Source organism: Micromonospora sp. CNZ322 (assembly GCF_007827755.1).
In genome coordinates, this window is the sequence record NZ_VITD01000005.1 from 291,506 (window position 1) to 317,646 (window position 26,141).

General features: G+C 71.1%; 20 protein-coding genes. 4 read left to right on the forward strand and 16 right to left on the reverse strand.

Features of this window, described 5'->3' with window-relative positions; translation table 11 throughout:
• The first annotated feature begins 220 nt into the window (after positions 1-220).
• Positions 221-1,345 (forward strand): DUF1996 domain-containing protein, encoded by a 1,125-nt coding sequence (locus FB453_RS15270; protein WP_145790807.1) that lies wholly within the window; start codon positions 221-223, stop codon positions 1,343-1,345.
• Between the two features lie 71 nt (positions 1,346-1,416).
• Here FB453_RS15270 and FB453_RS15275 read toward each other — a convergent pair whose 3' ends face one another.
• The 11 genes from FB453_RS15275 to FB453_RS34220 all read right to left on the reverse strand — a co-directional run bounded on the left by FB453_RS15275 (position 1,417) and on the right by FB453_RS34220 (position 15,916).
• Positions 1,417-2,394, reverse strand: a complete 978-nt coding sequence (locus FB453_RS15275) for a hypothetical protein (RefSeq protein WP_145790810.1) — start codon at positions 2,392-2,394, stop codon at positions 1,417-1,419.
• A 32-nt stretch (positions 2,395-2,426) separates the two neighbouring features.
• Positions 2,427-3,956, reverse strand: a complete 1,530-nt coding sequence (locus tag FB453_RS15280; RefSeq protein WP_145790812.1) for an OmpL47-type beta-barrel domain-containing protein — start codon at positions 3,954-3,956, stop codon at positions 2,427-2,429.
• Between the two features lie 8 nt (positions 3,957-3,964).
• Complete coding sequence (locus FB453_RS15285; protein ID WP_145790814.1) at positions 3,965-7,903, reverse strand: ThuA domain-containing protein; 3,939 nt, start codon at positions 7,901-7,903, stop codon at positions 3,965-3,967.
• 23 nt (positions 7,904-7,926) lie between these two features.
• Positions 7,927-8,931, reverse strand: coding sequence for a multicopper oxidase domain-containing protein (locus FB453_RS15290; protein ID WP_091406920.1), 1,005 nt, complete (start codon positions 8,929-8,931; stop codon positions 7,927-7,929).
• A gap of 294 nt (positions 8,932-9,225) precedes the next feature.
• Entirely contained in the window at positions 9,226-10,065 is an 840-nt protein-coding gene (locus tag FB453_RS15295) for an amino acid ABC transporter ATP-binding protein (protein ID WP_145790816.1), read from the reverse strand.
• A gap of 5 nt (positions 10,066-10,070) precedes the next feature.
• Complete coding sequence (locus FB453_RS15300; RefSeq protein WP_091406922.1) at positions 10,071-10,865, reverse strand: amino acid ABC transporter permease; 795 nt, start codon at positions 10,863-10,865, stop codon at positions 10,071-10,073.
• A gap of 77 nt (positions 10,866-10,942) precedes the next feature.
• Positions 10,943-11,761 (reverse strand): basic amino acid ABC transporter substrate-binding protein, encoded by an 819-nt coding sequence (locus tag FB453_RS15305; RefSeq protein WP_145790818.1) that lies wholly within the window; start codon positions 11,759-11,761, stop codon positions 10,943-10,945.
• A 176-nt stretch (positions 11,762-11,937) separates the two neighbouring features.
• Positions 11,938-12,615, reverse strand: a complete 678-nt coding sequence (locus FB453_RS15310; RefSeq protein ID WP_145790820.1) for a hypothetical protein — start codon at positions 12,613-12,615, stop codon at positions 11,938-11,940.
• A gap of 86 nt (positions 12,616-12,701) precedes the next feature.
• Positions 12,702-13,613 carry a sulfotransferase family protein gene (locus tag FB453_RS15315; RefSeq protein ID WP_145790822.1) on the reverse strand — a complete coding sequence of 304 codons (912 nt, stop codon included), beginning with the start codon at positions 13,611-13,613 and terminating at the stop codon, positions 12,702-12,704.
• A 3-nt stretch (positions 13,614-13,616) separates the two neighbouring features.
• On the reverse strand, positions 13,617-14,636 hold the full coding sequence (locus FB453_RS15320; RefSeq protein WP_145790824.1) for a sulfotransferase family protein: 1,020 nt from the start codon (positions 14,634-14,636) through the stop codon (positions 13,617-13,619).
• Positions 14,633-15,916 (reverse strand): glycosyltransferase, encoded by a 1,284-nt coding sequence (locus FB453_RS34220; RefSeq protein ID WP_186718294.1) that lies wholly within the window; start codon positions 15,914-15,916, stop codon positions 14,633-14,635. Before FB453_RS34220 ends, FB453_RS15320 begins: the two co-directional genes overlap by 4 nt.
• Positions 15,917-16,174: 258 nt before the next feature.
• Here FB453_RS34220 and FB453_RS34225 point away from each other — a divergent pair, with 258 nt between their 5' ends.
• The 3 genes from FB453_RS34225 to FB453_RS15335 are packed head-to-tail and all read left to right on the forward strand — an operon-like array spanning position 16,175 to position 19,390.
• On the forward strand, positions 16,175-17,137 hold the full coding sequence (locus FB453_RS34225; RefSeq protein WP_186718296.1) for a sulfotransferase family protein: 963 nt from the start codon (positions 16,175-16,177) through the stop codon (positions 17,135-17,137).
• Positions 17,130-17,909 carry a sulfotransferase family protein gene (locus FB453_RS15330; protein WP_145790828.1) on the forward strand — a complete coding sequence of 260 codons (780 nt, stop codon included), beginning with the start codon at positions 17,130-17,132 and terminating at the stop codon, positions 17,907-17,909. The genes FB453_RS34225 and FB453_RS15330 overlap by 8 nt, the downstream gene beginning before the upstream one ends.
• On the forward strand, positions 17,906-19,390 hold the full coding sequence (locus FB453_RS15335) for a hypothetical protein (RefSeq protein WP_145790830.1): 1,485 nt from the start codon (positions 17,906-17,908) through the stop codon (positions 19,388-19,390). The genes FB453_RS15330 and FB453_RS15335 overlap by 4 nt, the downstream gene beginning before the upstream one ends.
• A gap of 132 nt (positions 19,391-19,522) precedes the next feature.
• Here the strand turns inward: FB453_RS15335 and FB453_RS15340 are convergent, their stop codons facing one another.
• The 5 genes from FB453_RS15340 to FB453_RS15360 all read right to left on the reverse strand — a co-directional run bounded on the left by FB453_RS15340 (position 19,523) and on the right by FB453_RS15360 (position 25,951).
• Positions 19,523-20,374, reverse strand: coding sequence for a sulfotransferase (locus FB453_RS15340; protein ID WP_186718298.1), 852 nt, complete (start codon positions 20,372-20,374; stop codon positions 19,523-19,525).
• On the reverse strand, positions 20,371-21,960 hold the full coding sequence (locus tag FB453_RS15345; protein WP_145790834.1) for an oligosaccharide flippase family protein: 1,590 nt from the start codon (positions 21,958-21,960) through the stop codon (positions 20,371-20,373). The genes FB453_RS15340 and FB453_RS15345 overlap by 4 nt, the downstream gene beginning before the upstream one ends.
• A 22-nt stretch (positions 21,961-21,982) precedes the next feature.
• The gene (locus FB453_RS15350) at positions 21,983-22,996 is read right to left on the reverse strand and encodes a Wzz/FepE/Etk N-terminal domain-containing protein (RefSeq protein ID WP_112584457.1); all 1,014 of its coding nucleotides are present in this window, start codon (positions 22,994-22,996) and stop codon (positions 21,983-21,985) included.
• A 24-nt stretch (positions 22,997-23,020) separates the two neighbouring features.
• On the reverse strand, positions 23,021-24,478 hold the full coding sequence (locus FB453_RS15355; RefSeq protein ID WP_145790836.1) for an O-antigen ligase family protein: 1,458 nt from the start codon (positions 24,476-24,478) through the stop codon (positions 23,021-23,023).
• Positions 24,479-24,658: 180 nt separating this feature from the next.
• The gene (locus FB453_RS15360; RefSeq protein ID WP_145790838.1) at positions 24,659-25,951 is read right to left on the reverse strand and encodes a glycosyltransferase family 4 protein; all 1,293 of its coding nucleotides are present in this window, start codon (positions 25,949-25,951) and stop codon (positions 24,659-24,661) included.
• Between the last annotated feature and the right edge of the window lie 190 nt (positions 25,952-26,141).

The window sequence follows — 26,141 nt, forward strand, 5'->3', positions numbered from 1 at the left end:
CGGCCGACCACTCAAGAAAGTGGAGTGGCGCCACAGTCGCCGATTACAGTTTTTGAAGAAAAATCAAAGAATTGAGATCGAGCCGACATCGCGGCGGCTCCGCACAGCCGACCAGGCAATCGCAGAGCGATATTTAAGGGAGAATTAATCGTTTCACCTGGAAACGAGCAGGGGGCCGACTCGTATTCTTCGTGCTCGGAAGAAAGGTGCGCCCCCGTTGATGAATCTCCGATCCACCCCTCGACACCGTCGTACTGTCACCGCCCTGCTGCTGGTGAGCGTGGCGCTCGCCGGCGGATGCAAGGAGGCGCCGGGCACCCCCGGCGCGTCCGGCCCGTCCAGCGACACCGGCATCGGCTCGCCCGGCCCGGACGCGCCGACTGCCACCGCCCCGAGCGACCCGTCGGGCACGCCGAGTGCTCCGGGCACCTCGGCCACCCCGTCCGCGCCGGGCAAGCCGGCGACCAGTGCCGCCCCGCCCACCGCTTCCGGTGGCTGGATCACCATCGACGCCGCCGCGCAGGCCGCCGCGACGAAGGCATTCTTCGCGCGCAAGCCCAGAACGGTGACCGGCAACCCCGTCAAGGTGCCCGAATTCAACGTCGGCTGTACGACCAGCCACCACAACAGCGACGATCCGATCGTGCTGCCGAAGCTGGTGGGCGGCTCACACAACCACACGTTCTGGGGCAACAGGTCGACCGACGCCAACTCGACCGCCGAGTCGCTGCGGGCGTCCAAGGCGACCACCTGCAACTCGCCGGACGACCAGTCCGCCTACTGGGTGCCGACGATGTACCAGAACGGCAAGGTCGTGGACCCGAAGGAGGTGACCGTCTACTACGGCTCCCGCCTGAAGGACCCGAGCAGGACCCAGCCCTTCCCGTTCGGCCTGCGAATGATCACGGGTAACGCCAAGAACCAGGTCGACACCCCGGACAAGCAGGGCAACCACTTCTGGTGCGCCGGCATCGGCGGCGAGATCGGCCGCAGCGCCGACAAAACGTTCCCGGTCTGCGCCAAGACCGCGAACATCGTCCGGCAGATCACCTTCCCGGACTGCTGGGACGGCAAGCACCTGGACAGCCCCGACCACAAGGCGCACATGGCCAACGGGGACCACACCGGGGCGTGCCCGAAGAGCCACCCGGTGCCCGTCCCCTCGGTGTCCTTCGTGATCTCGTATCCGTTGAGCGCGAACACGGACGGCATCACCCTCGCGTCCGGCACGTCGTTCTCGATGCACGCGGACTTCTTCAACGCGTGGAAGGACGAGGCGCTCGCCGCACGGGTGCGCAACTGCCTCGACCAGGGCGTGAAGTGCAACTCGGCCGGTAACTTCTAGTCGACGCGGCACGACGGCGGCGGCCGGTCACCCCGAACGCGGGGGTGGCCGGCCGCCGTCGCGTCGATCAGCTAGAGCCGGGCGGCGCCCGCCTCGGTGGCCTCCTGCACCGCCGAGGTACGGCGGACCTCGGCCCGCTCGTCACCGGCGTTCTCCCGGTCCGGGCCGGCCACCCGGGCCGCACGGTTGGTGGCAGGTGCCGCCTGGTCACCGGTCACCCCGCCACGGATCCGGTTGTTCGCGGCCACCTGGGCGGCCGGGTCGTTGGACGTCACCGCCAACTGACCGTTGATGATGTTGTCGTCGACGGTGACGCCACCGGTGGTGCTGGTGATGCTCACGTCCCCACCCCAGTAGCCGCCGGAGGCACAGCTGTCGAGGGTGCCGTTCGGGCCGAGCTGCACACCGCCCAGGTTGCCGGCGAAGGTGGCCCGGCCCTGGACCGCACTGCCACACACCACGCTGCCGGTGGCGCTGTTGAGCACCGACAGCGTGCCGTCGACGAACGAGTCGTGCAGGTCGGTGTAGTAGGTGCCGGTGCTGCTGAGGTTGCGCTGCACCTGGGTGCCCCGGTCGAGCCGGACCTCGCCGGCGCCGACGTTGACGTGCCCGGTGACCGTCGACGCCTCGGCGAACAGGAAGCTGTCGATGGTCGTGGAGCCCTTCGGCCGTACGGTGACGGTGCCGGTGCGGGCGTCCTTGAGGAAGATGCCGTACCCCCCGGCCGCGAGCACCACCTGGCCGTCGACTGTCGTCTCGGTGGCGTCGAGGTACCCGTCGGCGGCGACACGTACCTCACCGCTGACCCGGCCACCGGTCACCACCAGGTTGCCGCCGGCCGCGACGGTGACGTTGCCGGTGATCGTGGTGCCGGTGAGCGCGCAGGATTCGCCGGCGGGCACGAGCAGGTCGTTGGGCACTGTCACCGCGCCGCCGGTGCCGATGCAGTGGGTGACCAGGTCGGCGTGTGCGGTGGGCGCCACGGCCAGCACCGAGGCCGCGATGACGGCGCTCACGGTGGCGAGCTTGGCGACGGTACGTCCGGGCATCGTGGTACTCCCTGTCGGTGAGGTTCGAGGACTCATGCGCCGACGTCCGATCGGGCCGCAGCCCGGACGATGGCGCCCTGCTGCCGCCGGTCGAGCGTGCCGCCGGTCACGAGAGCGGCGGTGACCGCTTCGACGTGTCGGACGAATTCGGCGTGGCCGGGGTAGTCGGCGTGTTCGTCGATCAGATCGTTGATGGTGCAGCCGTCGCCGGTGTCCACGTTGGCCACACCGGTGTCGCCCCCGTCGATGACCACGGTGGCCCGGGTGTCGGAGTCGGGGCAGCGGTCGGTGCCGTCGACCACCACGGTGAACGACGTCGACTGCTCGGTGGAGGAGTTCCCCGCCGTGTCGGTCGCCCGGTACCGCACTGTGTGCGCGCCGGGTGCGCGGACGGCGACCGGAGCGGCGTACGCCGTCCAGCCGCCGCTGTCGAGCGCGTACTCGATCTTCGCCACGCCCGACTCGGCGTCGGTGGCCGTGACGGTGACGGTCGCGCCGCCGACGTACCCGCCGTCGTCGTTGCGGTCACCGGCCACCGTGGCGGCGACAGTGGGTGGGGTGGTGTCCTCGGCCTGCGGCTCGACGACGGTGAAGTGGGACATCTGCTCCGCCGAGGTGTTGCCGGCGACGTCGGTGGCCCGGTAGTGCAGCATGTGCATCCCGGCCGCGTTCACCACGATCGGGTTCGTGTACGCGGTGAAGGCCGCCCCGTCCAGGGCGTACTCGATGGTGGCGACACCGGAACCGCTGTCGGTGGCGGTCAACGTGGCGGTGGCCGTACCGATGTAGTTGCCGTCGCCGTCGCGGTCGCCGGCCAGCGCGACCGCCACCACCGGCGCGGTGGTGTCCTCCTCCCCCGGCTCGACGATCCGGAACGCCACCGAGCCGACGGCGCTGGTGTTGCCGGCCTGGTCGGTGGCGCGGAACTGCACCGCGTGGTCGCCGATCGCGGTCACTCGCACCGGCTCGGTGTACGGCAGGAAGCTGGTGTCGTCGACCTGGTACTCGACGGTCTGGACCCCCGAGTCGGCGTCGGTGGCCGTCACGGTCACCGTGGCCGCGCCGAGGTAGTTGCCGTCCTGGTCCTGGTCGCCGGAGACCGCGGCGGTCACTGTCGGCGCGGTGGTGTCGCCGCCGCCACCGCCCTCGGTGACCACCAGCTCACCGACCATCGAGCTGTGGCCGGGGATCGAGCAGAAGTACCGGTACCGGCCCGGGGTCAGCGTCACGGTCGCCTGGTGGCGGCCGTCGTTGGCGTCGAACGGGCTGGCCAGGATGTTGACTGTGACGTCGTGGTTGTAGCCCTCGGTGCTGGTGTCGAAGGTCAGGGTGTGCGGCATCCCGGTGGTGTTTCCGGTGGCCGCGCTGTTCTCCCAGATGATCGTGGTCGCTCCGGCCACCGCCGTGGTGGGCGCGGACTTGTACTGGGTGATGCTGTCGTCGGCGGTCCAGGTCAGCACCTGGTCGGCGGCGACACGCGGGGCGGCGGAGGCGGGCGCCACTGCCAACGGGATCACCGTGAGCAGGAGCGCCGCCAGCGCGGCCGTCAGTCGTCGGGTCATCGTCACTCCTAGAGTTCCCGCGCACGAATGTTGCGGAACTCGGTCAGGTCGTTGTCACCGTGGTTCTGCAGGCCGATGAAGCCGCGCAGGAACTGCCGCAGGTCGGTCGGCGGGTCGCCGGCGCGCGACGACTGCTTGCCCGGCGTGTTGTCGAACTCGTTGATCACCACGCCGTTGCGGATCATCGTGTAGTGCTGCCCGACGGCGCGGATCTCGTAGTCGTTCCACTCGTTCTTCGGCGTCACGCCGGCCTGGGCCAGCGGCACCGGGTCGAAGTTGTAGACCGAGCCCGTCTTCTGCGGCTCACCGGTGTCACCGTCGTAGATCTGGATCTCGTGTCCGCAGTAGATCGCCATCCAGGCCGGCGAGGTCCGCGCCGACCCGACCGTGCCGCAGCTGTCCGGTGGCCGCTGGTCGAGGGGCGTTCGCAGATCCGGGAACCGGATGAAGACTCCGGTGTTGGCCCGGCCGGTGCCCGGCGCGATGTCCCGGAACTGCAACTTCAGCGAGAAGTCGCCCAGCTCCTTGGTGTGCCAGAGCATGCCCAGGCCGCCGCTGGAGCGCAGCGACCCGTCCGGTTGGATGCCGAACTGTCCCGACGGTGCCTGCTGCCAGCCGCGCAGCGACTCGGCGGTGCCGTCGAAGAGCGGCTCGTACCCGGTGTGCCCGTCCCGGCCGATCTCCGACGCGGCGGCCAGGCGGGTGAGGGTGCCCGCTTCGCGGGTGCTGAGCAGGTCGTCGTCCTGCAACGCGCGGGCCACCGCGGTGACGTGCCGGACGAAACCGTTGTGGTCGGTCCAGGTGCTCTCGTCGTCGATCAGGTCGTTGGCCGTGCAACCCTGCCCGACCGTGCGACTGGGCACCCCGGTGTCGGTGTCGCCGAGCCACACCGTCGACCTGTCGTCGGGCACCGCGCAGCCCACCGTCACAGTGGTCTGCACCGTCGCGGTCTGACCGTCGGCGTACGTGACGGTGAGCTTCGCGGTGTAGGTGCCGACAGTGGCGTACGTGTGCCGGGGGTCCGCCTCGGTTGACGTGGCGCCGTCGCCGAACTCCCAGCGGTGGCTGACGCCGCCGGAGCGGGACCCGGTGAAGGCGATGGTCAGCGGCTTGTTCTGCACGGCGACCGAGGTCGCCGCCGGCGCCGGGGTGGGCGCCCCGCCGGTGTAGGTGATCCGGATCAGCTTCTGGTTCGCGTGCAGGCTGAAGAAGCCGCCGCCGTAGTCGAGCAGATAGAGCGCGCCGTCCGGGCCGAACTTCGCGTCCATCCAGCTCTGCAACCGGTTGTCGCCGTTGCCACCAGGGATGATGGCCCGCAGCGACTCGGCGTACACCGGTGGGGTCGCCTGCGGCACGCCGGCCGGGTCGACGGTGACCGCGACCCGGTTGGCGGCGTTCGACTGGTCGCCGATGAACCACTTGCCGTCCCAGTGCTCAGGCCACGCCACGCCGCTGGCGGTGTCGACGAGGCTGCGGTGGTACGTCGGGCCGGACATGATGGCCTGCCCGCCGCCGCGCAGATACGGCTGCGTGTAGGTGGCGTCGGCCGCCATGTAGGTCGGCAGGCCGCTGCCGTCGGTCCGCTTCGGGAACACCGGGCCGCCGCCGTCGGGCGAATACCAGATCATGTTGTCCCGGGCCGCCGGGATGTCCACCAGTCCGGTGTTACGCGGTGACTCGTTTTTCAGGTTGTCGCAGTCGTACCAGCCGGTCAGCACTGTCGCGTCGGCGTTGCTGCGGTCGCGGTACGGCTGCCGGTTGCCCATGCAGTACGGCCAGCCCTGGTTACCGGCGGAGGTGATGATGGTGGCCGTCTCGTACTTCGCCGGGCCCAGGGTGGGGCTGGGCGACGAGGCGTCCGGGCCGACCCAACCGGCGGTCAGCCACTGGTGCACCGGGTCGATCTGAAGGCGGGCGATGTTGCGTACGCCCATCACGTAGATCTCCGGTCGGGTCTTCTCCGTGCCCGGTGGGAACAGGTTGCCCTCCGGGATGGTGTACGTGCCGTCCTGCTCCGGGTGAATCCGGATGATCTTGCCGGCGAGGTCGTTGGTGTTACCCGACGTGCGGCGGGCGTCCTGGAACGAGATCCCCTGGTACTCCTGGGTCCAGTTGTTGCCGGCGTAGCCCTGCGACCCCTCCGAGGAGTTGTTGTCGCCGGAGCCGACGTAGAGGTTGCCCTTGGCGTCGAACGCCATGCCGCCGCCGGCGTGGCAGCAGCTGTGGATCTGCACCGGGAACTGCAACAGGTCCTTGCGGGTGGCCTGGTCGATGGTCTGCGCCTGACGGTCGTAGGTGAACCGCGAGACGGTTCGCTGACCGACCCGCTTCACCCGGTCGACCGAGTCGTGCGGCATCCAGTAGACGTAGAGCCAGCCGTTCTCGGCGAACGCGGGGTCGGGCACGATGCCGAGCAGACCCTCCTCGTTCTTGACCAACTCGGAGCCGCTGCCCCGGTTGCCCATCACCTCAAGCGTGGTGAGCAGCTTGACCTGCTTGGTGCGCGGGTCCCAGGAGTGGATGGTGCCGCAGCCCAGGCCGACCTTCGGGTTGTTCCAGTCCGCGATCGGGCCGCTCGGGCAGGCCGCCTTGCCGACGTAGAAGACAGTGCCGTCCGGCGCGATGGTGAGCCCGTGCGGCTCGCCGATCTGGTCCAGCTGCCCGGTCTGGTTGGCTGCGGTGAGTCGCTCCACCTTGTAGTTAGCGGCGATGGTGGCCTGGCAGTCGCCGCGTACCCGACCGGTGGTCCAGTTGAGAGCGCCGGCGAGGTGCGTGCGGAACGCCTCCTCGCCGTAGCTGCCCTCGGTGTGGCCCATGCCGGTGTAGAACGACCGGCCGCCGTCGTAGTCCCGGCACCAGGACACCGGGTGGAAGGCGCCGTTGGCGGCTGCCCCCGGGTTGTAGTGCCGCTCCTCGACCTGGGCGAGGGTGTGCACGGTGCCGATCGGGTTCGGGTCCCAGTTCTCCCAGCGGTCGGACCGGGTGATGGTCATCGGCAGCGACGCGGTGGCCGGGTGCTTGCGGTCCAGGATGTTCACCACCGCGCGGTTCACCGCGGGCGGCTCCGGGGCGGTGGTGCTGCCGGTGAACAGGCGCAGGTCGGCGAGTTGGACCAGCGGTTCACCGCTGTTCGCTGTGACGTTCAGCCGGTAGCGCGTGAACTCCTGCGGCGCGGCGATGTCGAACCGCCGGGTCTGGTACCGGTCCGGGAAGGTCTGCCCGGTGCGGCGGTCCAGGTCGGTCCAGCTCTGACCGTCCGTGGAGCCCTGCAGGGTCCAGTCCTTCGGGTCCCGACCTGAGGAGTCGTTGGCCGACGTGAGCGCGTACCCGGTGATTTTCTTCGGTGCGCTCAACTCGTACGCCACCCAGGCGGTCGGGGTGCGGACCAGCCACTTCGTGTTGGCGTCGCCGTCGGTCAGCTTCTCCTTGGTCTCGTTGGGCGGGTTCTCGCCGCTGGCGGTCACCCGGGTCACCGGCTCGGCGACCGGGATGGCGCCGGCCGGGCGGGTGCCGATCAGCCCGGTGAACCAGGTCGAGTCGACCTGGGCTCGGGCGGCGTCGGCGATGCCGACGAAACCGCCGCCGGCCTTGACGTAGTTCTGGAGCGCCGACTCCTGGTCGCGGTTGAGCGCGGCGCCCGTCGCGGAGAGAAAGACCACGCTGCGGTACGCGGACAGCCCGGCCGCGGTGAAGGCGCCCGGGTCCGTGGTGGCCGTGACATCGATGTCATGAACGGCACCAAGCTGTTTGATGGTGTCCACCGCGCGAGAAACCGGGTCCTGTTGCTCGGCCACCGGGCCGTGGAACACCAGGACCGCGGTCTGCTGCGGCTGTGCCGCCTGCGGGGCGGCCGCCGTTCGTGGTGCGGCCGCGGCCGCCGTCGTTGCCGGGAGCAGTGTCGCCAAGGCCGCTACCGCGGCAAGGGTTCGTCGTAGTTTTCTGGTCATGCCCGTCCCCACTTTCGGTTCGGTCAGCTTCCGTGCGTGTGGGTGTGGCCCTGGAACCGGTGGATCGCCTCCTCGGCACCCGGCGGCATGCTGCCGTCGGCGTTGCGCACCAGGAAGATCCCGGCCATGCCGCCGTCGGAGTGCGTCTGCACGTGGCAGTGGTACATCCACGCGCCGGGTCCGACGCCCTCTCCGGCCAGCACCTGGAAACCGAACGAGCTGCCGGGGTTGAGGTCCTTGTTGTCGACCACCAGGCTCGGGTCGCTCGGCCCCTCCAACATCCCGGTGCGGTTGTCCGCCCAGCGATGCGCGTGCAGGTGGAAGGTGTGGAACAGGTTGCCGTGGCCGATGGCGATCCACTCGACCCGCTCGCCCAGGTTCGCCTCGAACATCGGGGTCGCCGGAGCCATCTTGTTGTTGATCATCATGTCGTGGAACACGGCCGTGAACTGCTTCGACGGCAGGATGTCGCCACGCCGTCGAACGATCAGCGCGCCGTACAGTCCCTTCGCGACACCGCCGGTGCCGTGGTCGGTACCCATCGCGTGATCGTGGTAGTGCCAGTAGCCGGCGCTGCCCGGCATGTACCGCCGGCCGGCCGCGGCCACCATCTCGTGGGAGCGCCAGACGTACGTCCGCGTCTCACCCGGGTTGTTGAACGAGGCGTTGAACGGACTGCCGTCGGACTCGGTGCTGTAGTCCACCCCGTGCGGATGGATGGACAGCCGCTGGTTGGTGGTGTTGACCAGGGTGATCTCCAGCGTGTCACCCTCGTACATCTCCAGGATCGGGCCCGGAACGGTGGCCTGACCGGGCGCCAGGCCGTACCCGAACAGGTTGCCGGGCAACTGCTCGGCGTAGATGGTGATCTTCTTGGTGACACCGGCGGCGGCCCGGGCGGGGCTGCCACCGAACGCGGTGCCGATCGTTGGGGCGGACGCGCCCAACGCCCCGGCGGCGAGCGCGCCGGTGGCGATCAGCGATCTGCGGGACAGGTGGCGGTGAGGGCCACCAGCGTGATCGTCCATGGGTCTCCGTTCCCAACCGGGCGAAGACGCGACGAGGACAGGGTGCATCGACCCGAGCGCGGGGGCGGTGGCACGACTGAGGGTGAGGCTCGTCGCGGACTTTGCTCGGAAGACTCAAAGCTTTCTATGGATGACAGCAACTTATGTAATCCATCGACGAAAGTACAGCTCTGATTGCAAGAAGATTACCTTGACATCACGACGTCGGTCGATTGACATGAAGCTGACACACAAGCAGACGCCGGGCTGCCGTCAATGCGGCAACCCGGCGGTCAGGCGTACGGAAGATGTCTGTCAGAGGAGGTGGCGGTCATCCGCCGGCAGACCGGGGGCGGCCGACGGCGCGGGCGACTGGTCCGGCTGACCGAGCTGCGCGACGTGGGTCGGGTTGAGGACCCGGGAGAGGAACGCGCGGGTCCGTTCGTGCTTCGGCGCGCCCAGCACCTCCTGCGGCGGCCCCTGCTCGACCACGACGCCACCATCCATGAAGACGACCCGGTCGGCGACGTCGCGGGCGAACGCCATCTCGTGGGTGACCACCATCATCGTCATGCCGTCCTCGGCCAGCTTGCGCATGACGGTGAGCACGTCGCCGACGAGCTCCGGATCGAGCGCGGAGGTCGGCTCGTCGAAGAGCATCAGCTTCGGCTCCATCGACAGCGACCGGGCGATCGCCGCCCGCTGCTGCTGCCCACCGGAGAGCTGGGCCGGAAAGGCGTCGGCCTTGTCGGTCAGCCCGACGCGCTCCAGGTTGGCACGGGCGATCCGCTCGGCCTCGGCCCGACCTCGCCGGAGCACCCGGCGCTGGGCGATGGTGAGGTTGTTCAGGACGGTCAGGTGCGGAAACAGGTTGAACGACTGGAACACCATGCCGATGCCGCGGCGGACCGCGTCGATCTCAACGTCCGGGTCGGTCATCTCGACCCCGTTCACCCAGATCTTGCCGGCGGTCGGCTCCTCCAGCAGGTCGACGCAGCGCAGCAGGGTCGACTTGCCGGAGCCGGACGGCCCGATGACGCAGACCACCTCGCCCTGGCCGACCTCGAAGTCGATGCCCTTGAGCACCTTGAGCGGCCCGAAGGACTTGTGCAGGTCGCGGATCTCCACGGCGGGGCGGGGAGGGGTGGTCGTCATCGGGGTCACCGAGCCTTGGCGTAGCGGAGTTCGAGGCGTCGTACCACCTGCGACAGCGGCAGGGTGATCACCAGGTAGGCGAGGCCGGCCACCAGCAGCGGGGTCGCGTTCACCCGGTCGTTGAGCATGTCCCGACCGAACTTGGTGATCTCGATCGTCTGCGCCGTCACCCCGAGCACGTAGGCCAGCGAGGAGTCCTTGGTGAGCAGGATGAGCTCGTTCGTCAGCGGCGGGATCACGATCCGGAACGCCTGCGGGATGACGATCGTGCGCATGGCGGTGAAGTGCGACATGCCGAGGGTCCGCGCCGCCTCCATCTGGCCCTTCGGCACGGCCTGGATGCCGGCCCGGATCGTCTCCGCCATGTACGCCGCGGCGGTCAACCCGAGGCCGATCGCGATCGAACCGAACACCCCTCCCGGAATCTCGCGCTCCGGGAAGGCGATCGGGATGCCGTACCCGACGAGGAAGAGCACCAGCAGTGCGGGCAGACCCCGGAACAGCTCGATGTACGCCGTCGCCACCCAGCGGTACGGCGCCACCCGGGACAGGCGCATCAGCGCCAGGATGGTGCCGAAGACGAGGCCGAAGGCGAACGCGCCCAGCGTGTAGAGGATGGTGTTGCGCAGCGCGACGGTGATGATCGTCGGGAACATCGACTTGATGATGTCGACGCGGAAGAACGCGTCGGCCAACCTGTCCCAGTCCGCGGCGACGAGCACCGTGGCGATGATGGCGATGAAGACCAGGTACTGGAGCCCGAGGGACAGCCGCTCCCGCTGGCGGCGTCGCAGCTTCACGTTCGCTCGTTGCCTTCCCGGAGGTTACCGACGTCGGAGGGCGCGCGGGACGCGCGCCCTCCGGTAGTGCGTGGCGCTCAGGCGCTCGGCTGCTTACCGATCCACTTCTCGTAGATCGTGTTGTACGTGCCGTCCTGCTTGGCCTTGGCCAGCACCTCGTTGATCTTCTTGAGCAACTCCGGGTTGGTGTCCTTCTTGACGGGGAAGCCGTACTGCTCGCCGGTGTCGAACTCGGCGGCCACCTCGAACCCGCCCGGGTTCTCCTTCAGGTACTCGGTCCAGACCGGCAGGTCGTTGATGGCGGCCTCGACCTGGCCGTTGGAGACGGCCTGCTGGAGGGCGGCGAGGTCCTCGAACTCGACGAGCTTCAGGCCCTTCTCCGCCTCGAGCTTCTTGGCGTAGTCACGACCCGTGGTGGCCGCCTGGACGCCGAGCTTCCTGCCCTTGAGGTCGTCGAGCGACTTGTACGTCTTGCCGGTCTTCACCAGCATCGCCTGGGTGGCGTCGAAGTAGGGATCGGAGAAGTCGACCACCTTCCGCCGCTCCTCGGTGATGGTCATGCCGGCGGCGGCCGCGTCGCACTTGCCGGTGTTGAGGTCCTGGCCGGACTTGATCCCCTCGAACGGGGTGTCGATGATTGTCTGCTCGACGCCGAGCTCCTTGGCGACCAGGTCCATGATATCGACGTCGAAGCCGGTCACCTTGCCGCTGGCGTCCTTGGACTGGAACGGCGGGTACGGCAGGTGGGTGCAGACGGTCAGCTTGCCCGCCGCGACCAGCTTGACGCCGCTCGCCTGGACCTCGCTGTCGTCCTTCTTCGCGCAACCCGCGGTCAACGCCAGGGCGGCGACGGCCACGACGAGGCCGGCCTGACGGACGGCGCTTGGGAACCTCACGGCTGTGTCCCTCCGATTCGGCTTCCATTGCACGGAAAGCCAATCTGGTTCATAGACATTGCGATAAGCGACCGTACCCGATCCGGCGGGTCGCCCATAGATCACGCCATGACCGCTCGGCCGACCCGGCACGCCGACCTCCGCCGGCAAACCCGACACTTGCCCCGCAAGGTGCCTCAGCCACCGGTTCCCTCGGCCGCCCCGTCCGGGGTGAGGGCCCCTTCGTGGGGGTCTGTGTCCAGGAACACATGCTGGTGGCCCTGGCCGGAATCGACGCTGATCTGGTCGAGCTGGGTCGCCGCGACCGACCAGATCGTCGCGGCCTCGGCCGCCTGCCGCGCGGTGACGTCCAGCAGGGCCGCACGCTGCGCGGCCGGAACGCCGGCCGCCAGCGCGTAGGCGTCGACGGCCAGCGACGCCTGCTGGACCGCTCCGCGCAACCCTCCGCGCGCCACGTTGGTGGCGGTGGTCCCCGACGGCGGGTCGGCGAACGGCTCGGCCGCCTGGCGCATGACTCCCTGCCACTGGCGCGCCTGCGCCGGGTCGGGCGCACGTCCGGCGGTCGTCTCCGTCTTGATGGCGGCCAGCACCGGGGCGACCTGGTCGCGAACGCGGCGGGCCGTCTCGATCAGCTCCACGATCTGCTGAGCGTCCCGCTTCGCCTCGTTCTGCTTGATGCTCGCGATGGTCGCCTCGGTCGCGTCCGGGCGGCCCAACTGGTAGCCGATCAGCCCACCCAGCAACGCGGTGACCAGTGCGATCACGCACGCGACGGCCACCAAGCGCAGTGTGCGGCGGTGACGCACATCGGCCTTGTCCAACTGGTAGGAGGGTCGGCCGGTACGGCGCGCCATCGCATCTCCTCACATCGATGGTGTGGGGCCAAAGATTAGCCGCCCCCCGTGACGTCCGTCGATAGCGAGGACGGCGACAGACGCCCCTAGACCGGGTAGCCCCACTCGGCCAGCGGCTTCTCCAGCACCCGTTCGATCGCGGTGAGCTGCGCCCGGCTGAGTTCGTCCCGGTACGCCTCCGCCCGGCCCACTGTGAAGTCGTACCGGGAGAAGCCCTTCTCGAAGGCGGTCGACCAACGCAGGCCGAGGAAGTCGAGCATCCGCCCGACCTGCTCACGCGGCTGCTCGACCAGGTCCTCGTAGCGCACGTCCAGCCACTGGTCGGCCGGGTGACGCAGCCGGGCCTGCGCGAAGGCGTCCATCAGCATCTTCCAGCCCAGCGCGGCGAGCACCTGGAAGGAGCGACCGGACTCGGCCCACTCCTCGCGCAGGTCGGACGGGAGCGGGCCGTAGATCCAGTTGTCCGGCCCGCGCCAGCCGTCCCACCAGCCCATCTGGAGCCACGAGTTCGCCACCGCCCGGCCGTCGCGCACCACGTTGACCACCCGCAGCTCCGGGTACGCGGCGTGCAGCAGGCCGGTCCGCGGCCACCCCGTGACGTGCTGCACCAACTGCTGACAGCCCTGCCGCGCGATCCGCTCGTCAAAGAAGGCCCGCAGCCGCCGGGCCACGAACGGGGTCAGGTCCTCGGCCACCAGGTCCCGACACGGTCGGGAGAAGCCGGCCAGCACCTGCCGGTCGAGCAGGTGGTACGCCTCCGACGGCGCCACCCGGAGCCGGCCCCGCTCCAGCAACCGTCGACTGTGTCGCAGCGAGGTCATCCCCGCCGGGCGCGGCGCCGAACGCCGGTAGAGCGCGCCGTTGAACCTGCCCTTGGGGTTGAGCCGGGCCAGTTTGTCGTCCAGGCCGGAGACGAAGCCGACCGCGGGATGCCGGGAGAGCAACTCCTGGACCAGGGTCGAACCACAGCGACCGGTGCCCACCACCAGTGAGAGCATCGTTCAGCCTTCCTGCCGGGTGGCGGGTGACGGGGAGACGGCCGGGTCCGCGGCGAGGCGGGCGGCGGGAGAGGTGACCGCCGGGCGGCGCAACGGGTAGCCGAACCGGGCCAGGGCCACGGCGGTCAGCCCGGTCACCACGGCGTACGCGCGGGTGGGCAGCCCGGTCAGCCACTCGGTGTCGGCGACCACGTCGACCAGCCCGGTGCGGTGCCGCGACGGATTGCCGGCCACCGAGTGGGTGGGGGTGAGCCGCACCGTTGCCGGTGTCGGGAACGGAAGCTCGTCGGGGGTCGCGCCGACGAAGCGGGCGATCCGGGCGGTGGCGCCGGCCGGGTCGGTCACGAAGTCCTCGTACCGCAGCCGCAGGTAGCGGCCGGGCGCACGGCGGCGGTCGCCCCACAGTCGTACGGTCGCGGTGTTCCAGACCAGCCAGAGCAGCGCGGCCTTGCCGACCGGTGGCCGGCTCATCAGCTCATCGTCGGCGCGCCCGTCCAGCGGGCGTCGACGCCGCCAGGAGTACGCGGTGGCGCGCGGGTCACGCACCACGTGCAGGACGTACAGGTCGATGCCGGGCAGGCTGCCGAGCAGGGCACCGTACGGCGGCAGCTTGGAGGAGTCGACGACGACACCGTCCGACCGGCCGGCCAGGGCGTGCTCGGCGATCGAGGCGTAGAGCCGGGCCAGCTGCGTGTCGTCGGGGTGACCCGCGACCGGCGGCTGTCCCCGACGCTGGCGGCGCAGCAGTGCGGGTAATCCGCGCAGCCGCAGCCGCTGGGCCAACCGGGCGGCGATCCCGGCCGGGTCGGCGTCGGTCAGGTCGGCGCGCACCCGGGTCCAGAGCGGGCAGTCGGCGACCGGGGAGCCGCAGCCGCAGGGTCGGTTCTCCAGGATGCCGCGTCGCCACAGGTAGCGCAGCTCGCCCGCCGCGAAGAAGCCCGGCAGCTGTCCCAGGACCGTGGTCACCAGCGTGCTGCCGCTGCGACCACTGCCGGCGAGGTAGAGCACCCGTACCGGGTTCACCGGGCCGCTCCCCCACCGGTGGTGGCCCGGCCGGCCCGCCGCCGCGACGGCAGCGCCTCGGCGGCCTCCGCGTACAGCCCACGGATCCGCTCCAGGTGCTGGTCCGGGGCGAACTGGGCGGCGATCTTCGCCCGGCCGGCCCGGCCCATCCGGTACGCCCGTTCGGGCTCGGCCAGGAGGTCGTTCAGCGCGTCGCCGAGGGCCGTCGGCGCATCGGCGGCGACGACGTGGCCATCCAGCTCGGGCTCGATCAGCTCGGGAAGCCCGCCCAGGTCGGTGGCGACCACCGGCACACCGCAGGCGAACGCCTCCAGCACCGCCATCGGTTGGTTCTCGTGCCACCGGGACGGAACGGCGACCACCGCCGCCGACCGGATCAACTCGTGCAGGCGCGGCTTGTCGAGACGGCCGTGGAACCGGACCCGGCCGGGCACCCGCCGCGCGGCGAGCGCCTCCAACTCCGGGCGGACCGGGCCGTCTCCGGCGATGTCCACGCTGACTCCGGGCGGCAGCGCGGCGGCCGCCTCGATCAGCACGTCGACACCCTTCTCCGGCGCCAGCCGGCCGGCGAAGACGACACCGCCGCCGGGCGTCTGCTTGGCCGCGACGCTGGTCAGGTCGACGAAGTGGTTGACCACCCGCAACCGGTCCGGGTAGACACCCGCGCGGCGCATCACGTCGGCCAGGAACCCGCTCGGGCTGACGAAGAGCTGCACCGGGTCGTACGCGTCGAGCTGACGGTGCAACCAGGACTCGACGGCGAGCAGGCCACTGCGCGACAGCGATCCGTCCTTGCAGCGGCGACGGGCCGCCTGCAACGGGCCACCGGTGACGCACGCCTGGCAGGGGCGGCCCCGGTCCAGCAACTGGTAGCTCGGGCAGGCGAGCTTGTAGTCGTGCATGGTCAGCACGCACGGCACACCGGCGGCGCGGGCCGCGGCGAGCACCGATGGGGAGAGCTGGTGGTAGATGTTGTGCAGGTGCAGCACGTCCGGCCGAAAGTCGTCGATCACGTGGGCCAGCCCGCGGCGGCTCGTCGGTGACCACAGCATCCGGCCGACGGCCACCGCGCGGGGCCGCACCCCGCTCGGCGCCGGCTCCAACTCCACTTCGGACGGGAACCGCGCGGCGTACGGCAGGGGCGACTCGTTCTCCGGGTGGCTCATGCCGAAGTAGGCGACCGTGTCGCCGGCAGCCCGTTGCAGGTCGGCGAGATCGAGCAGATACCCCTCCGCGCCGCCACGGCGGTAGAGGAACTTGTTCACATGCAGCACGCGCATCGACTCGCCCTGCTCACGTCGATCGGGCGAACCGGGCCCGGAGGTGATGACCGGGGTCTGCCCGCCCCGGCCAGGGCCCACGGTATGCAGGGCAGGTCGGCGAGTCCAGCTCACGTTTGGCATGTGGCTGAACGGGTGATCTTCGTCTGCCCGTGCGGTCCTCGGCCTGGCCTCCCACCATGATCTCCCGATAGCCTGGCTGCCGCCGGTCGCACCCGCTCTGGTGCGGGGCCGGGCCGGTGTCCGACGAGGAGGACCGTGGCAGCCGACGACGAGGTCTCCGCGCTCGCGTACACCGCGCGGCGGGTCCGGCGGCATCTGCGCTGGGCGCGTACCGAGGGGATCGGACGGCTGATCGAGGAGGACCGCCTCAACCCGGTCGAGCGGATCGGCACCGCCCTGGCGAAGCGACGCTGGCGACGGCGGCACGGCCGGACGCCCGGCTCGGCGATGGCCGTCTACCTGGTCGGTCTGCAACGCTCCGGCACGAACATGCTGGTCCGGGGCCTGGACGCCGCCCCCGAGGTCGAGGTCCGCAACGAGAACGACAGCACCCTCTTCCACCGCTTCCAACTGCGCCCGGACCCGGTGCTGACCGCCACCCTCCACCGCAGCCGGCACGCGTACGTCCTGGTCAAGCCGCTCTGCGAGAGCCACCGCGTGGACGAGTTGCTGGCCCTGCCGGGGGTGACGCCGGGGCGCGCGCTCTGGGTCTACCGCGACGTCGACGACCGGGCCCGCTCCGAGGTCGCCAAGTTCGGTGACGCGAACCTGCGGGCCCTGCGCGCGATCGCCGACGGCAGCATCGGCCGCCGGTGGCAGGGGCAACGCCTCGACGCCGACACCATCGAGCTGATCCGGGCCCACGACCCGCAGCGGTTGGATCCACACAGCGGCGCGGCGCTGTTCTGGTACGTCCGCAACTCGCTGTTCTTCCAGCTCGGCCTGAACCGGCGGGCCGACGTGCTGCTCTGCCGCTACGACAGCCTGGTCGCGCAGCCCGCCGCGCAGCTCCGGCGGCTCTGCGCCTTCCTCGACTTCCCCTACCATCCCGGGCTGCACGCGCACATCGCCCCGCGCACGTCGCACGGCGCGGCGGGCCACCGTCGGCTACCGATCGACCCGGGCGTCCGGGCCCACTGCGACGAGCTGACCGGCCGGCTCGACCGCGCCGCGGCCGACGCCCGATCCGAGACGACGAAGGCGGTCGACAATGGGTGAGACCGGAACCCGTACCGCGCCGATCTTCCTGGTCGGCTGCCAGCGGTCGGGCACCACTATGGTGCGCCTCGTCCTGGACTCGCACTCGCGGATCAGCTGCGGCCCGGAGACCCGGTTCCTGCCGGACCTGCGACGGATCGTCGGCCGGGACTGGGAACGACTGGCCCGCTTCGGTTTTCCGCGTGAGGACTGGCTGCGCCGGATCCGGGACTTCTTCGGCGGTGTGCACGCCGACTACGCCGCCGCACGAGGCAAGACCCGGTGGGCCGACAAGACCCCGCTGTACGCGATGTCGCTCGACTTCGTCACCGAGGTCTTCCCGGACGCCCAGATCGTGCACCTCATCCGGGACGGACGCGACGTGGTGGTCTCGCACCGCAAACGGTTCGGCTACTGGTCGGCGGTGAAGTGCGTGGTCAAGTGGCCGCGATACATCCACGCCGCGCGGGCGGTCGGCGCCACCCTGCCGGCGGACCGCTACTACGAGCTGCGGTACGAGCAGGCGGTCAGCGAGCCGGAGAAGGCGATGCGGGGCCTCTTCGAGTTCCTCGGCGAGCCCTGGGAGGACGGCATCCTCGACTACGACAGCAAGCAGCACGACGTGGCCCAGAAGTACACCACCGAGGCGGAGCGACGACGCGCGGCCGTGGGCGACACCGCGCCGATCTACGGCTCCCGGGTGGGCAGCTACCGCCGCGAACTCGACCCGTTCCTCCGCCTGCTGGTCTGGGTCTTCTCCGGTCCGACCCTGCGCGCGCTGGGCTACCGGTGACCCGCCCCGGCCGGCTGCGCGCGGTCGCCACCGCCGTCGCCGCCGCCACGCTTCTGCTCACCGCCGGCTGCACCGCCGGCGACGACGATCCGCCTCCGGCGGCCACCCCCTCCACGACGGCGGCGCCCGGAGTCGGCACGCCGGGGCGCACCGCCGACCAGATGAGCAACCCGTTCGGCGCGCACTGGGACTGGTCGCGGTACCAGCAGTTCGAGCCGTACCTGCGCCGGCTCGCCGGTTCGGCGACGTACGAGGAGATCTCCTGGTGCGAGATCGAACGGACCTCGGGGCAGGCCGACTGGGCCGGGCTGGACGAGATAGCGTCGCGCAGCCGGGAGCTGGGCATCACACTGCACCTGAAGATCCGCACCGGCGTGTGCTGGGCGACCGGTGGCGCCGCCCGCTACACCCGGGGAACGGCAAAGAAGACCGAATCGGCGATGCCCACCGATCTCGGCGCGTACCAGCGGTTCGTCCGCTCGGTGGTGCAGCGCTACGGCCCGTACGGGGTGCGGGAGTACGCCATCGAGAACGAGGTCAACGCGCCGAGCTACTGGGCCGGCAGTCCCGAGGAGTACGCGCGGCTGGTCCGGGCCGCCGCCGAGACGATCCGCGCGACCGACCCGAAGGCGCGGGTGGTCGACTCCGGCATCAGCAGCGTCGCGTACGGCATGGGTGTCGCCGACCGGCTGGTACGCGCCGGTCGGGTGCCCGAGGCCATCGCCGCCTACCAGGCGTACTTCCAACGCCGGGTCGGCACCCGGGGGCAGCAGATCCCGGCGGTGACCGGGGAGGCGCAGCTGCGCCGGGCGCTCGCCACCGAGACCAACAGCCGCAGCCTGCGCTTCCTGGCGGTGACCGAGTCGCTGCTGACCGACCGCACCGTCGACGTCCGTCAGGTGCACTTCTACGAGCACTTCAGCGGGGTGGCCCCGCTGCTGGACTACCTGCGCGCCACCACACCGCCGGGTGTGCCGATCCAGGCGTGGGAGGTCGGGCAGTTCTGGCGCGACGGCGACGGTGACACGGCCAGCCGGGCGGCGGAGATGGTCAAGACGGTCACCCTGCTGGTCGCCGGCGGGGTCGGCGAGATCAGTTGGCTGCCGTTGGCGTACAACCCGAACAACGCCGCCGGCAGCGAGGTCCGCTACGGCCTGCTCGACCCGGACGGCGCCGAACGGGACGCCGGCCGGATGCTGGCCGCCCTGGCCGACGCGGCCCGGGACGCCACCGTCACCCCTCTGCCCGCCCCGGTGGCCGGCAGGCTGCACGGGGTCGCGTTCGTTCGGGGCGGGTCGAGCACGCTGGTGCTCTGGTCGGCGTCGAACACGCCGGTGAGCGTGCCGGCGACACCGGGCGGACGGACCGGGGCGGTGGGTTCCCCGCTCGGCGCGGCCGGCGGCGGCACCACGGTGACCGACGTCCCCGTCCTGCTCCGCGCCGACCAGCCGGTGGACCGGATCCTCGCCGCCGTCCGCTAGGGCCCGACCGCCTACGCGACCTGTCGATGTGCCGGGTAGCGGTATACCTCAGAGGTATCAATATGCCTCTGAGGTATGCCGCTCATTGCCGCGTCCGACTCGGCGGCGGTGACCGACGGTGACCGCCGTGCCCTAGCCGGGCCAGGGGTCGGGCCAGTTGAGCAGGGCGGTCAGGCGGGCGTTGTGTGGCGCGAAGTACTCGCCCAGCCGGTCCCGCAGGGCCGGGGTCAGCTGCGAGACGCCATGGTCGACGCGACGGGTGTGCCGGGTGAACGCATCGGGGGTGAAGGGCGGCAGGCCGAGGAAGCGCAGCATGTCGCCGTACGTGCCGGCCGGGTCGGCGTGCAGGTCTTCGGTCCGGGCGACGTGGATCCGCTCCCGCGGGACCTGCGCGAACCACCGGTCCAGCTGCTCGGCGTAGCGACCCCGGGCCGTGTACGAATAATTACGCAACGCCCGGTGCGCGGCGGCGCTGTCCGGGCCACCGCGCGTTGCCCGGGCCAACCGCTCCTCCTCCGCGTCGAGCGCGTCGGCGAAGGACAGCGGCTCCAAGCCGTACGAGCGGGTGTGCAGGTAGTGCGAGTACGCCCGCTGCACCGGATCGCGCAGCAGGACGACGAAGCGGGCCTGCGGCAGGGTCGCCGCGACCCGGGCCGGCACGCTCGGATGGAACAGGTAGTAGGGGCTCGCCTCGAACGTGCGCTCACCCGGGGCGAGGCGCGGGAAGTGCCCCCGGTACCACCGCACCCCCCGACCATGATGGACGCTGAAGTACTGCAACTCCTTGCCGCTGGCCACCAGGACCTGGGGATGCGCCGCGAGATGGTGGTACAGCGACGTGGTGCCGCAGCGCTGCCCACCGATCACCAGGAAGTCGGGCAGCGGGCCGGGCTCTCCCGGCCGGGCCGCGCGTCCCCAGGCCCGCGCCGCGCGTACCCCCCGACGCAGCCGGTCGGTGACCTGACGCCGCGCGACGCCGGTCACGAACGGACCACGGGGCGGCCGGCGCCCACACCGGCACCGTCGGCGGGGTCGGCCGGGGCACGTCGACCACCTCGGCGGGTCACCGAGCGCAACACCATGACGTCCTCCCGACTGAGCCCGAGGGCGAGCACCACGGCGAGGTACGCCGCCACGATCGCGGCCAGACCGACCACCAGCTGCCCGGTCCCGCCCCCGACCAACCACCGCACACCGAACCCGACGCCCATCGCGACCAGCGCGGCGACCAGGCCCTTGACCATGCCCGCCGTCACCGGCACGGTGTGCACCTGCGCGCGCACCTGCCAGACCCGGGCGACGTTCACCGCCGCCAACGACACCGCCCAGGCCACCGCCGCGCCGAGAATGCCGTACGCCGGGATGAGCCAGAGGTTGAGCAGGACATTGAGCAGCAGGGCCGCGAGGTTGTCCACCATGTTGACCGAGACCCGGCCGGACATGTTCAGCAGCGTCCCGCAGGGCCCGGTGGCGGCGTTGACGAGCTGGCCGAGCGCCAGCACCACCGTCACCGCCGCACCACCGGCCAGACCCGGCCCGCCGACCAACCGCAGCAACTGCTCCGGGAAGACCAGCAACGCCACGAAGGCCGGCAACGACAGCCGGAGCACCCAACCGGTGGCGACCCGGTAGATCCGGCGGACCTCGTCCAGTCGACCCTGGTGGTAGAGGTGCGCCAGGTGCGGACCGAACGAGGCGTTCACCGGTGCCAGCACGAACACCGCGATCGTGACCAACCGGGTCGCCACGTGGTAGACGCCGATCGCGTCGGGACCGTAGTCGAAGAAGCCGAGCAGCAACGCGTCCACCCAGATCAGCCCGGTGGACGACAGCGAGGAGACCCAGCTGACTGTGGAGAACCGGAACAGCTCGCCCGGCCGGTACGCGGGCCGGGCGGCGGGCACCCGGCGCACCATCCGCGCCAGCGCCACGAGAGCGAGTCCGGCCGCGCTCCAGCTCGCCACCACCAGCGCCCAGAACGCGCCGGTCAGGCCCGCTCCGAGGGCGAGCGCCAGCGCGGTGAGCACCAGCCGGGCGCCCGGCTCGTAGACCTGGCCGATGAGCGCGTAGGCCCGTTGCGTGCGCCATCCCCGGGTGGCCGCGAGCGCGGCCTCGCAGACGGTCGCGGCGGGCAGGCAGAGCGCCGCCAACCGCAGCCCGGTGGTGAGCTGCGGGTCGTGCAGGGCGTCGGCGAGCCACGGCGCGCCGATCGCCAGACCGAGGGCGATCACTGTGGACGCCACGGCCGAGATGCCGATCCCGAGGCGGATCGCGCCCCGGAGTGCGGCCGGCTCGTCGTCGGCGAGGTGCACCGCCACGAACCGGGTCAGCCCGGCCCGGAAACCGGAGAGCGAGAGCAGCCCCAGCAGCGACAGCACGGCGTAGACCTGGGCGTACCGGCCGAGTTCGCGTACACCCAGGACCCGGGCCAGCAACAGCATGACCAGGAAGAGCGCCACCTGGCTGAGCACGGCGCTGCCCAGGTTCAGCACACCGCCGCGGGCCATGCCGCGTACCTGCTGGTCGCCGGCCTCCGGCGCGGCCGACGACCGGCCGGTCACCTCGCGCACCCGGCGGCCCGTTTCCCGACGGTCACGACCGTGCCGCGGTCACGGTCTCCGCCGGCGCCGAGGGGGCCGCGGTGGTCGCCGCCGGGGCCACCGGCCGGGCGGCGGTACGACCCCGGGAGAGCAGTTCGAGTACGCCCACCAGCAGCACCCCGAGCAGCAGACCCGCACCGCCCACTGGCAGGGCGGTGCGCACCAGCTCCGTCATCCGGCTCACCTCGTGCGCCTCGCCGATGCTGGTCACCTGCTTCGGATCGGCGGCCTGGGCCTGCGCCCGCGCCGCCTGCAACCCTTCCCGCGCCTGGGACAGGGCGTTGGTCGCCGCGTCCCGCTGGGCGAGCAGGGCCTGGTAGTCGGGGAGCTTCGGCCCCAGCTCGTCGAGCTTCTTCTGGGCGGCGGTGATCGCGGCGGTCGCCGCGTCGACACCCCGGCTGTTGCCGACCGCCTGCATCGAGAGCTGCTGCTGGCGCAGGCTGGTCAGCTCGCCCAGCGTGGCCTGGTAGATCCGGTCCGGCTGGGAGACCTTGTTCGTCTTCTCCCACTCGCCGATCGCCTTGGTCGCCGCGGTGACGTCGGCGTTGGCCGCCTCGACCTCGCCGGTGGCGATGCCGACCTGGGAGGAGAAGAGGAAGGCCAGCGCCCGGGTGGTGGTCGCGGTCAGCACCGGCGCGACAGTCGCCCGGTCGCCGGCGGTGTACGTCACCTCCAACTGGCTGCTCGCGCCGACCTGGGTGATGGCGAGCCCGTCACGCAACCGCTCCGGCGGCACCCCGGTGTCAGCGGCCACGTCGGCGAGGACGCGGGGCGAGGTGACCGCCGCGCCGAACGCCGCGACGAACTGGTTCGCCGCCTGCGTACCGGTGTACTGCGTCCCGGCCGCGCCGCCCACCAGCGCCGGCGCCGCCACGTACGCGGTCCCGCTGAACTGTTGTGGCGCGAACAGGACGATGGCGGCCGCGGCGCCGGTGGCGAGCACCGGCACGCCCACGAGTACCCAGAGGCGCCGCCGGGCGACCCGCAGGTAGTCGACGATCTCCACTTTTTCCCCAATGCTGTCGTTCAGTCAAACCGGGACGGACGTGCCTCGTGGCTGCTCGCCGGTCAGGTTCGGAGCCGGTTGGCGGGCGATCACGCTGGCCGCCGCGGCGAACGCGACGAAGTACCAGAGGGTGACCACGTTGGAAATGACGTTGGAGGCGGCGCTGACCGCCACGAACGCGGCGGCGCAGCCGGTGAACCCGACGGCGACGCCACGCTCCAAGCTGCCCGGAGGCGCGCGCCGCAGCGCGGTCCGGGCGGTGTGCAGAAAGGCGAACAGCATCAGCAGGTACGCCCCGAAACCGAGCAGCCCGGTCTCCACGTACGCCCGCAGGAAGTCGTTGTGCGGCTTCTTCGCCTCGTCGGTCTCACGCTGGGTCATGTTCGGCCCGATGCCGGTTACCGGGTTCCGGTCGGCGAGCGTGACGATCTCGGTCCAGTAGCCGATCCGCCAGGCCAGGGTGTTTCCGGTCGGGTCTCCGCCGACCGCGCGCGACGTACCGAGTTGGGCGAAGCGGTCGCCGACGGCGGGCACCAGTGCCACCCCGGCGACCGCCACCACGCAGAGGGTGACCAGCATCCGCTTGCTGCGGTGCAGCGCGGCGACCACCACCAGGCCGATCGCCGCGCCGAGCAGGGCGCTGCGGGTGTTGGTGAGCAGCAGGAACAGCAGCGAGAGCGCGAGCAGCACCCCGAGGGACGCCCGCAGGCGACGATCCAGGAAGCGGTACACGGCGAACCCGAAGATCACCATGAACATCAGGTAGCGGCCGAACGTGGTCGACTGGCTGAACGTGCCGCTGATCCGGGTGAAGTCGCCCTTCACCTCGGCTGGCGGGTTACCGAGCAACGACAGCACGACGGTGTAGCCCAGCGCCAGCACCAGCGAGGCGTAGCAGGCGAGCAGGACCCGGCGGATCGCCGCGGTGTCCGGCATGAGCTGTTCCAGCACCACGAACATCACCACCACGGTGAGGATCCGCAGCGCCTCCAACAGGCTGTTCGCCGGCCGGCTGGCACCGAGGGCGCTGACCACGCTGCTGGCGCCGACGAGCAGCATGGCCCAGCTGAGCGGGGAGCCGCGCAGCCGCCCGTGCCGGCTGAGCTGCGCGGCCAGCCAGAGCCCGGCGGCGAGGAGGAACAGCACCGCGAGCAGAGTGGAGGGGTCCACCGCCCGGGCCGTTCCGGCGGAGTCGGCCTGGCCGGCGCTGGGACCGGTCAGCTTGAACAGGTCGACGCAGGAGCGCACCGCGAGCATCAGCAGCACGTACCCGGCGAACCGGGTCAGCGCGAGGACGGCCACCGCGATCCCCGCGACCGCCGCGAGCGGCAGCACCACGCCCCTGCGATCACCGGCCGCCATGGAGACGCCCGCGACCACCGCCACGACCGCGGCGGCCAGCGCCGCTCCGCCGGTGAGCAGGCGGGTCGGGTCGAGCCGCCTGGTCATGAGCGGAGTGACCTGCTGCGTGTGTTGTTCCACTGATCCCACTGAACTGAATCGGCGCTGCCCGGCCGCTGCCGGGCGCGGCCAACCGATGTCCTCCCGGCACAAGATCGGTTCAATCTAGTCCTGTCACCTCGACGGCAGAAGGGGCCGTTGCACCGACTGCTCCGTCCTCCGGGGGGCTGATCCGACACTCCCCCGGCTGAGGCCGTCCGGTCAGTCGGCGGCCTCCGTGCGTCGTGCCCGGGCCCGTCGGCCCGGCTCCGGAGCCAGCCGGAGATAGAGCTGCTCCAACTCACGGGCGGCGGTGTCCCAGCTGTACCTGTTGGTGATCCGCCCGCCCAGCGCCACGGCACCGGCCCGTTCAGCCGGCAGGTCGGCGAGCAGCGACGTCAACACCCGGACCAGGTCGTCCTCGTCGCCGTCACGGAACAACCGCCCGCCGACGGTGTCGGACTTGAGCACCTCGACGTGCGGCGCGATGTCGCTGGCGACCACCGGCAGCCCGTACGCGGCCGCCTCCAGCAACGTCAACGGCAGTCCCTCCAACCGGGACGGTTGAACGAAGCCGGCGGCACCGGCGTACAGCTCAGCGAGCAGGTCGCCGTAGGCGAACCCGGTGAAGACGATCCGGTCATCCGCCCCGGCTTCCCGGCGCAGCCGGTCCACGAAGTCGTCGGTGAACGACGACCCGCCGACGATCGCCAGGCGCATCGGGGTCTCGGTCCGGCGGAACGCCCGGATCAGCAGGTCGGCCGCCTTCTCCGGCACCAGCCGACCGACCAGCAGCAGATAGCCGCCGGGGGTCAGCCCGAACCGTTCCTGGATCTGACGGGTCCGCGCCGGTCGGGCCGGATTCACGCCGTTCGGGATGTAGGTCGTGGGACGGCCGAACCGGTCGGAGTAGTGGGCGGCGAGCCCCTGGGAGACCGCCACCCGCTGGTGCGGGACGTACCCGCTGAACCAGTGGGCGCTGCCCAGCACCGCCCGCGCGGCGAGCCCCCACTTGCCCCGCTGGTTGTCCAGCCCGTGCACGGTCAACACCACGCGCGCCCGGGACAAGGCACGCGGAAGTGGGGCGACCAGGGCCGGCCCGAGCCCGTGGTAGTGCACGATGTCGGGCCGCGCGGCCATCGCCGCCACTGTCGAGGTCGCCGCGTGCACGATGGCGTCGAGGTGCTTGCTCGCGATCGTGTGGGTCTGGCGCAGCCGTACGCCCCGGTAGCCGTCGGCGGGTGTCTCGCCGTAGCTCCGGCGGCAGTAGACGGTGACCTCGTGGCCGTAGCTGGCGAGCCGGCTGGCCATCTCCTCCACGTGCCGTTCGATCCCGCCGTAGGTCGCCGGCATCCCCTTCTGGCCGATCATCGCGATCCGCAGCGGTCGCCAGGCGACGGCGCTGTCGGCGACGCCCGCTCGGGACCGCCGAGCGGGGACCACCCGCTGCTGGGGTATCGCAGGGCTTGCGGCGTGCTGGTCCACGTCCTCGGCCTGCAGGTCGGGATGGGCCACGTTGACTCCCTGCGTGACTAGGTCCGCGCCCGCCGCCCGGGCAGGGTCAACACCTTGCCATGGATGGGCCCGTCCGCCAGCTGATCAATGAGACAGGAAAATCATCCATGGGATTCGTCGCGAAGGGAATGGCACCGGGGGTGACATCAAGGTGGACGGCGCTGGTCCCGCGTCGAACGGCACGCAAAGG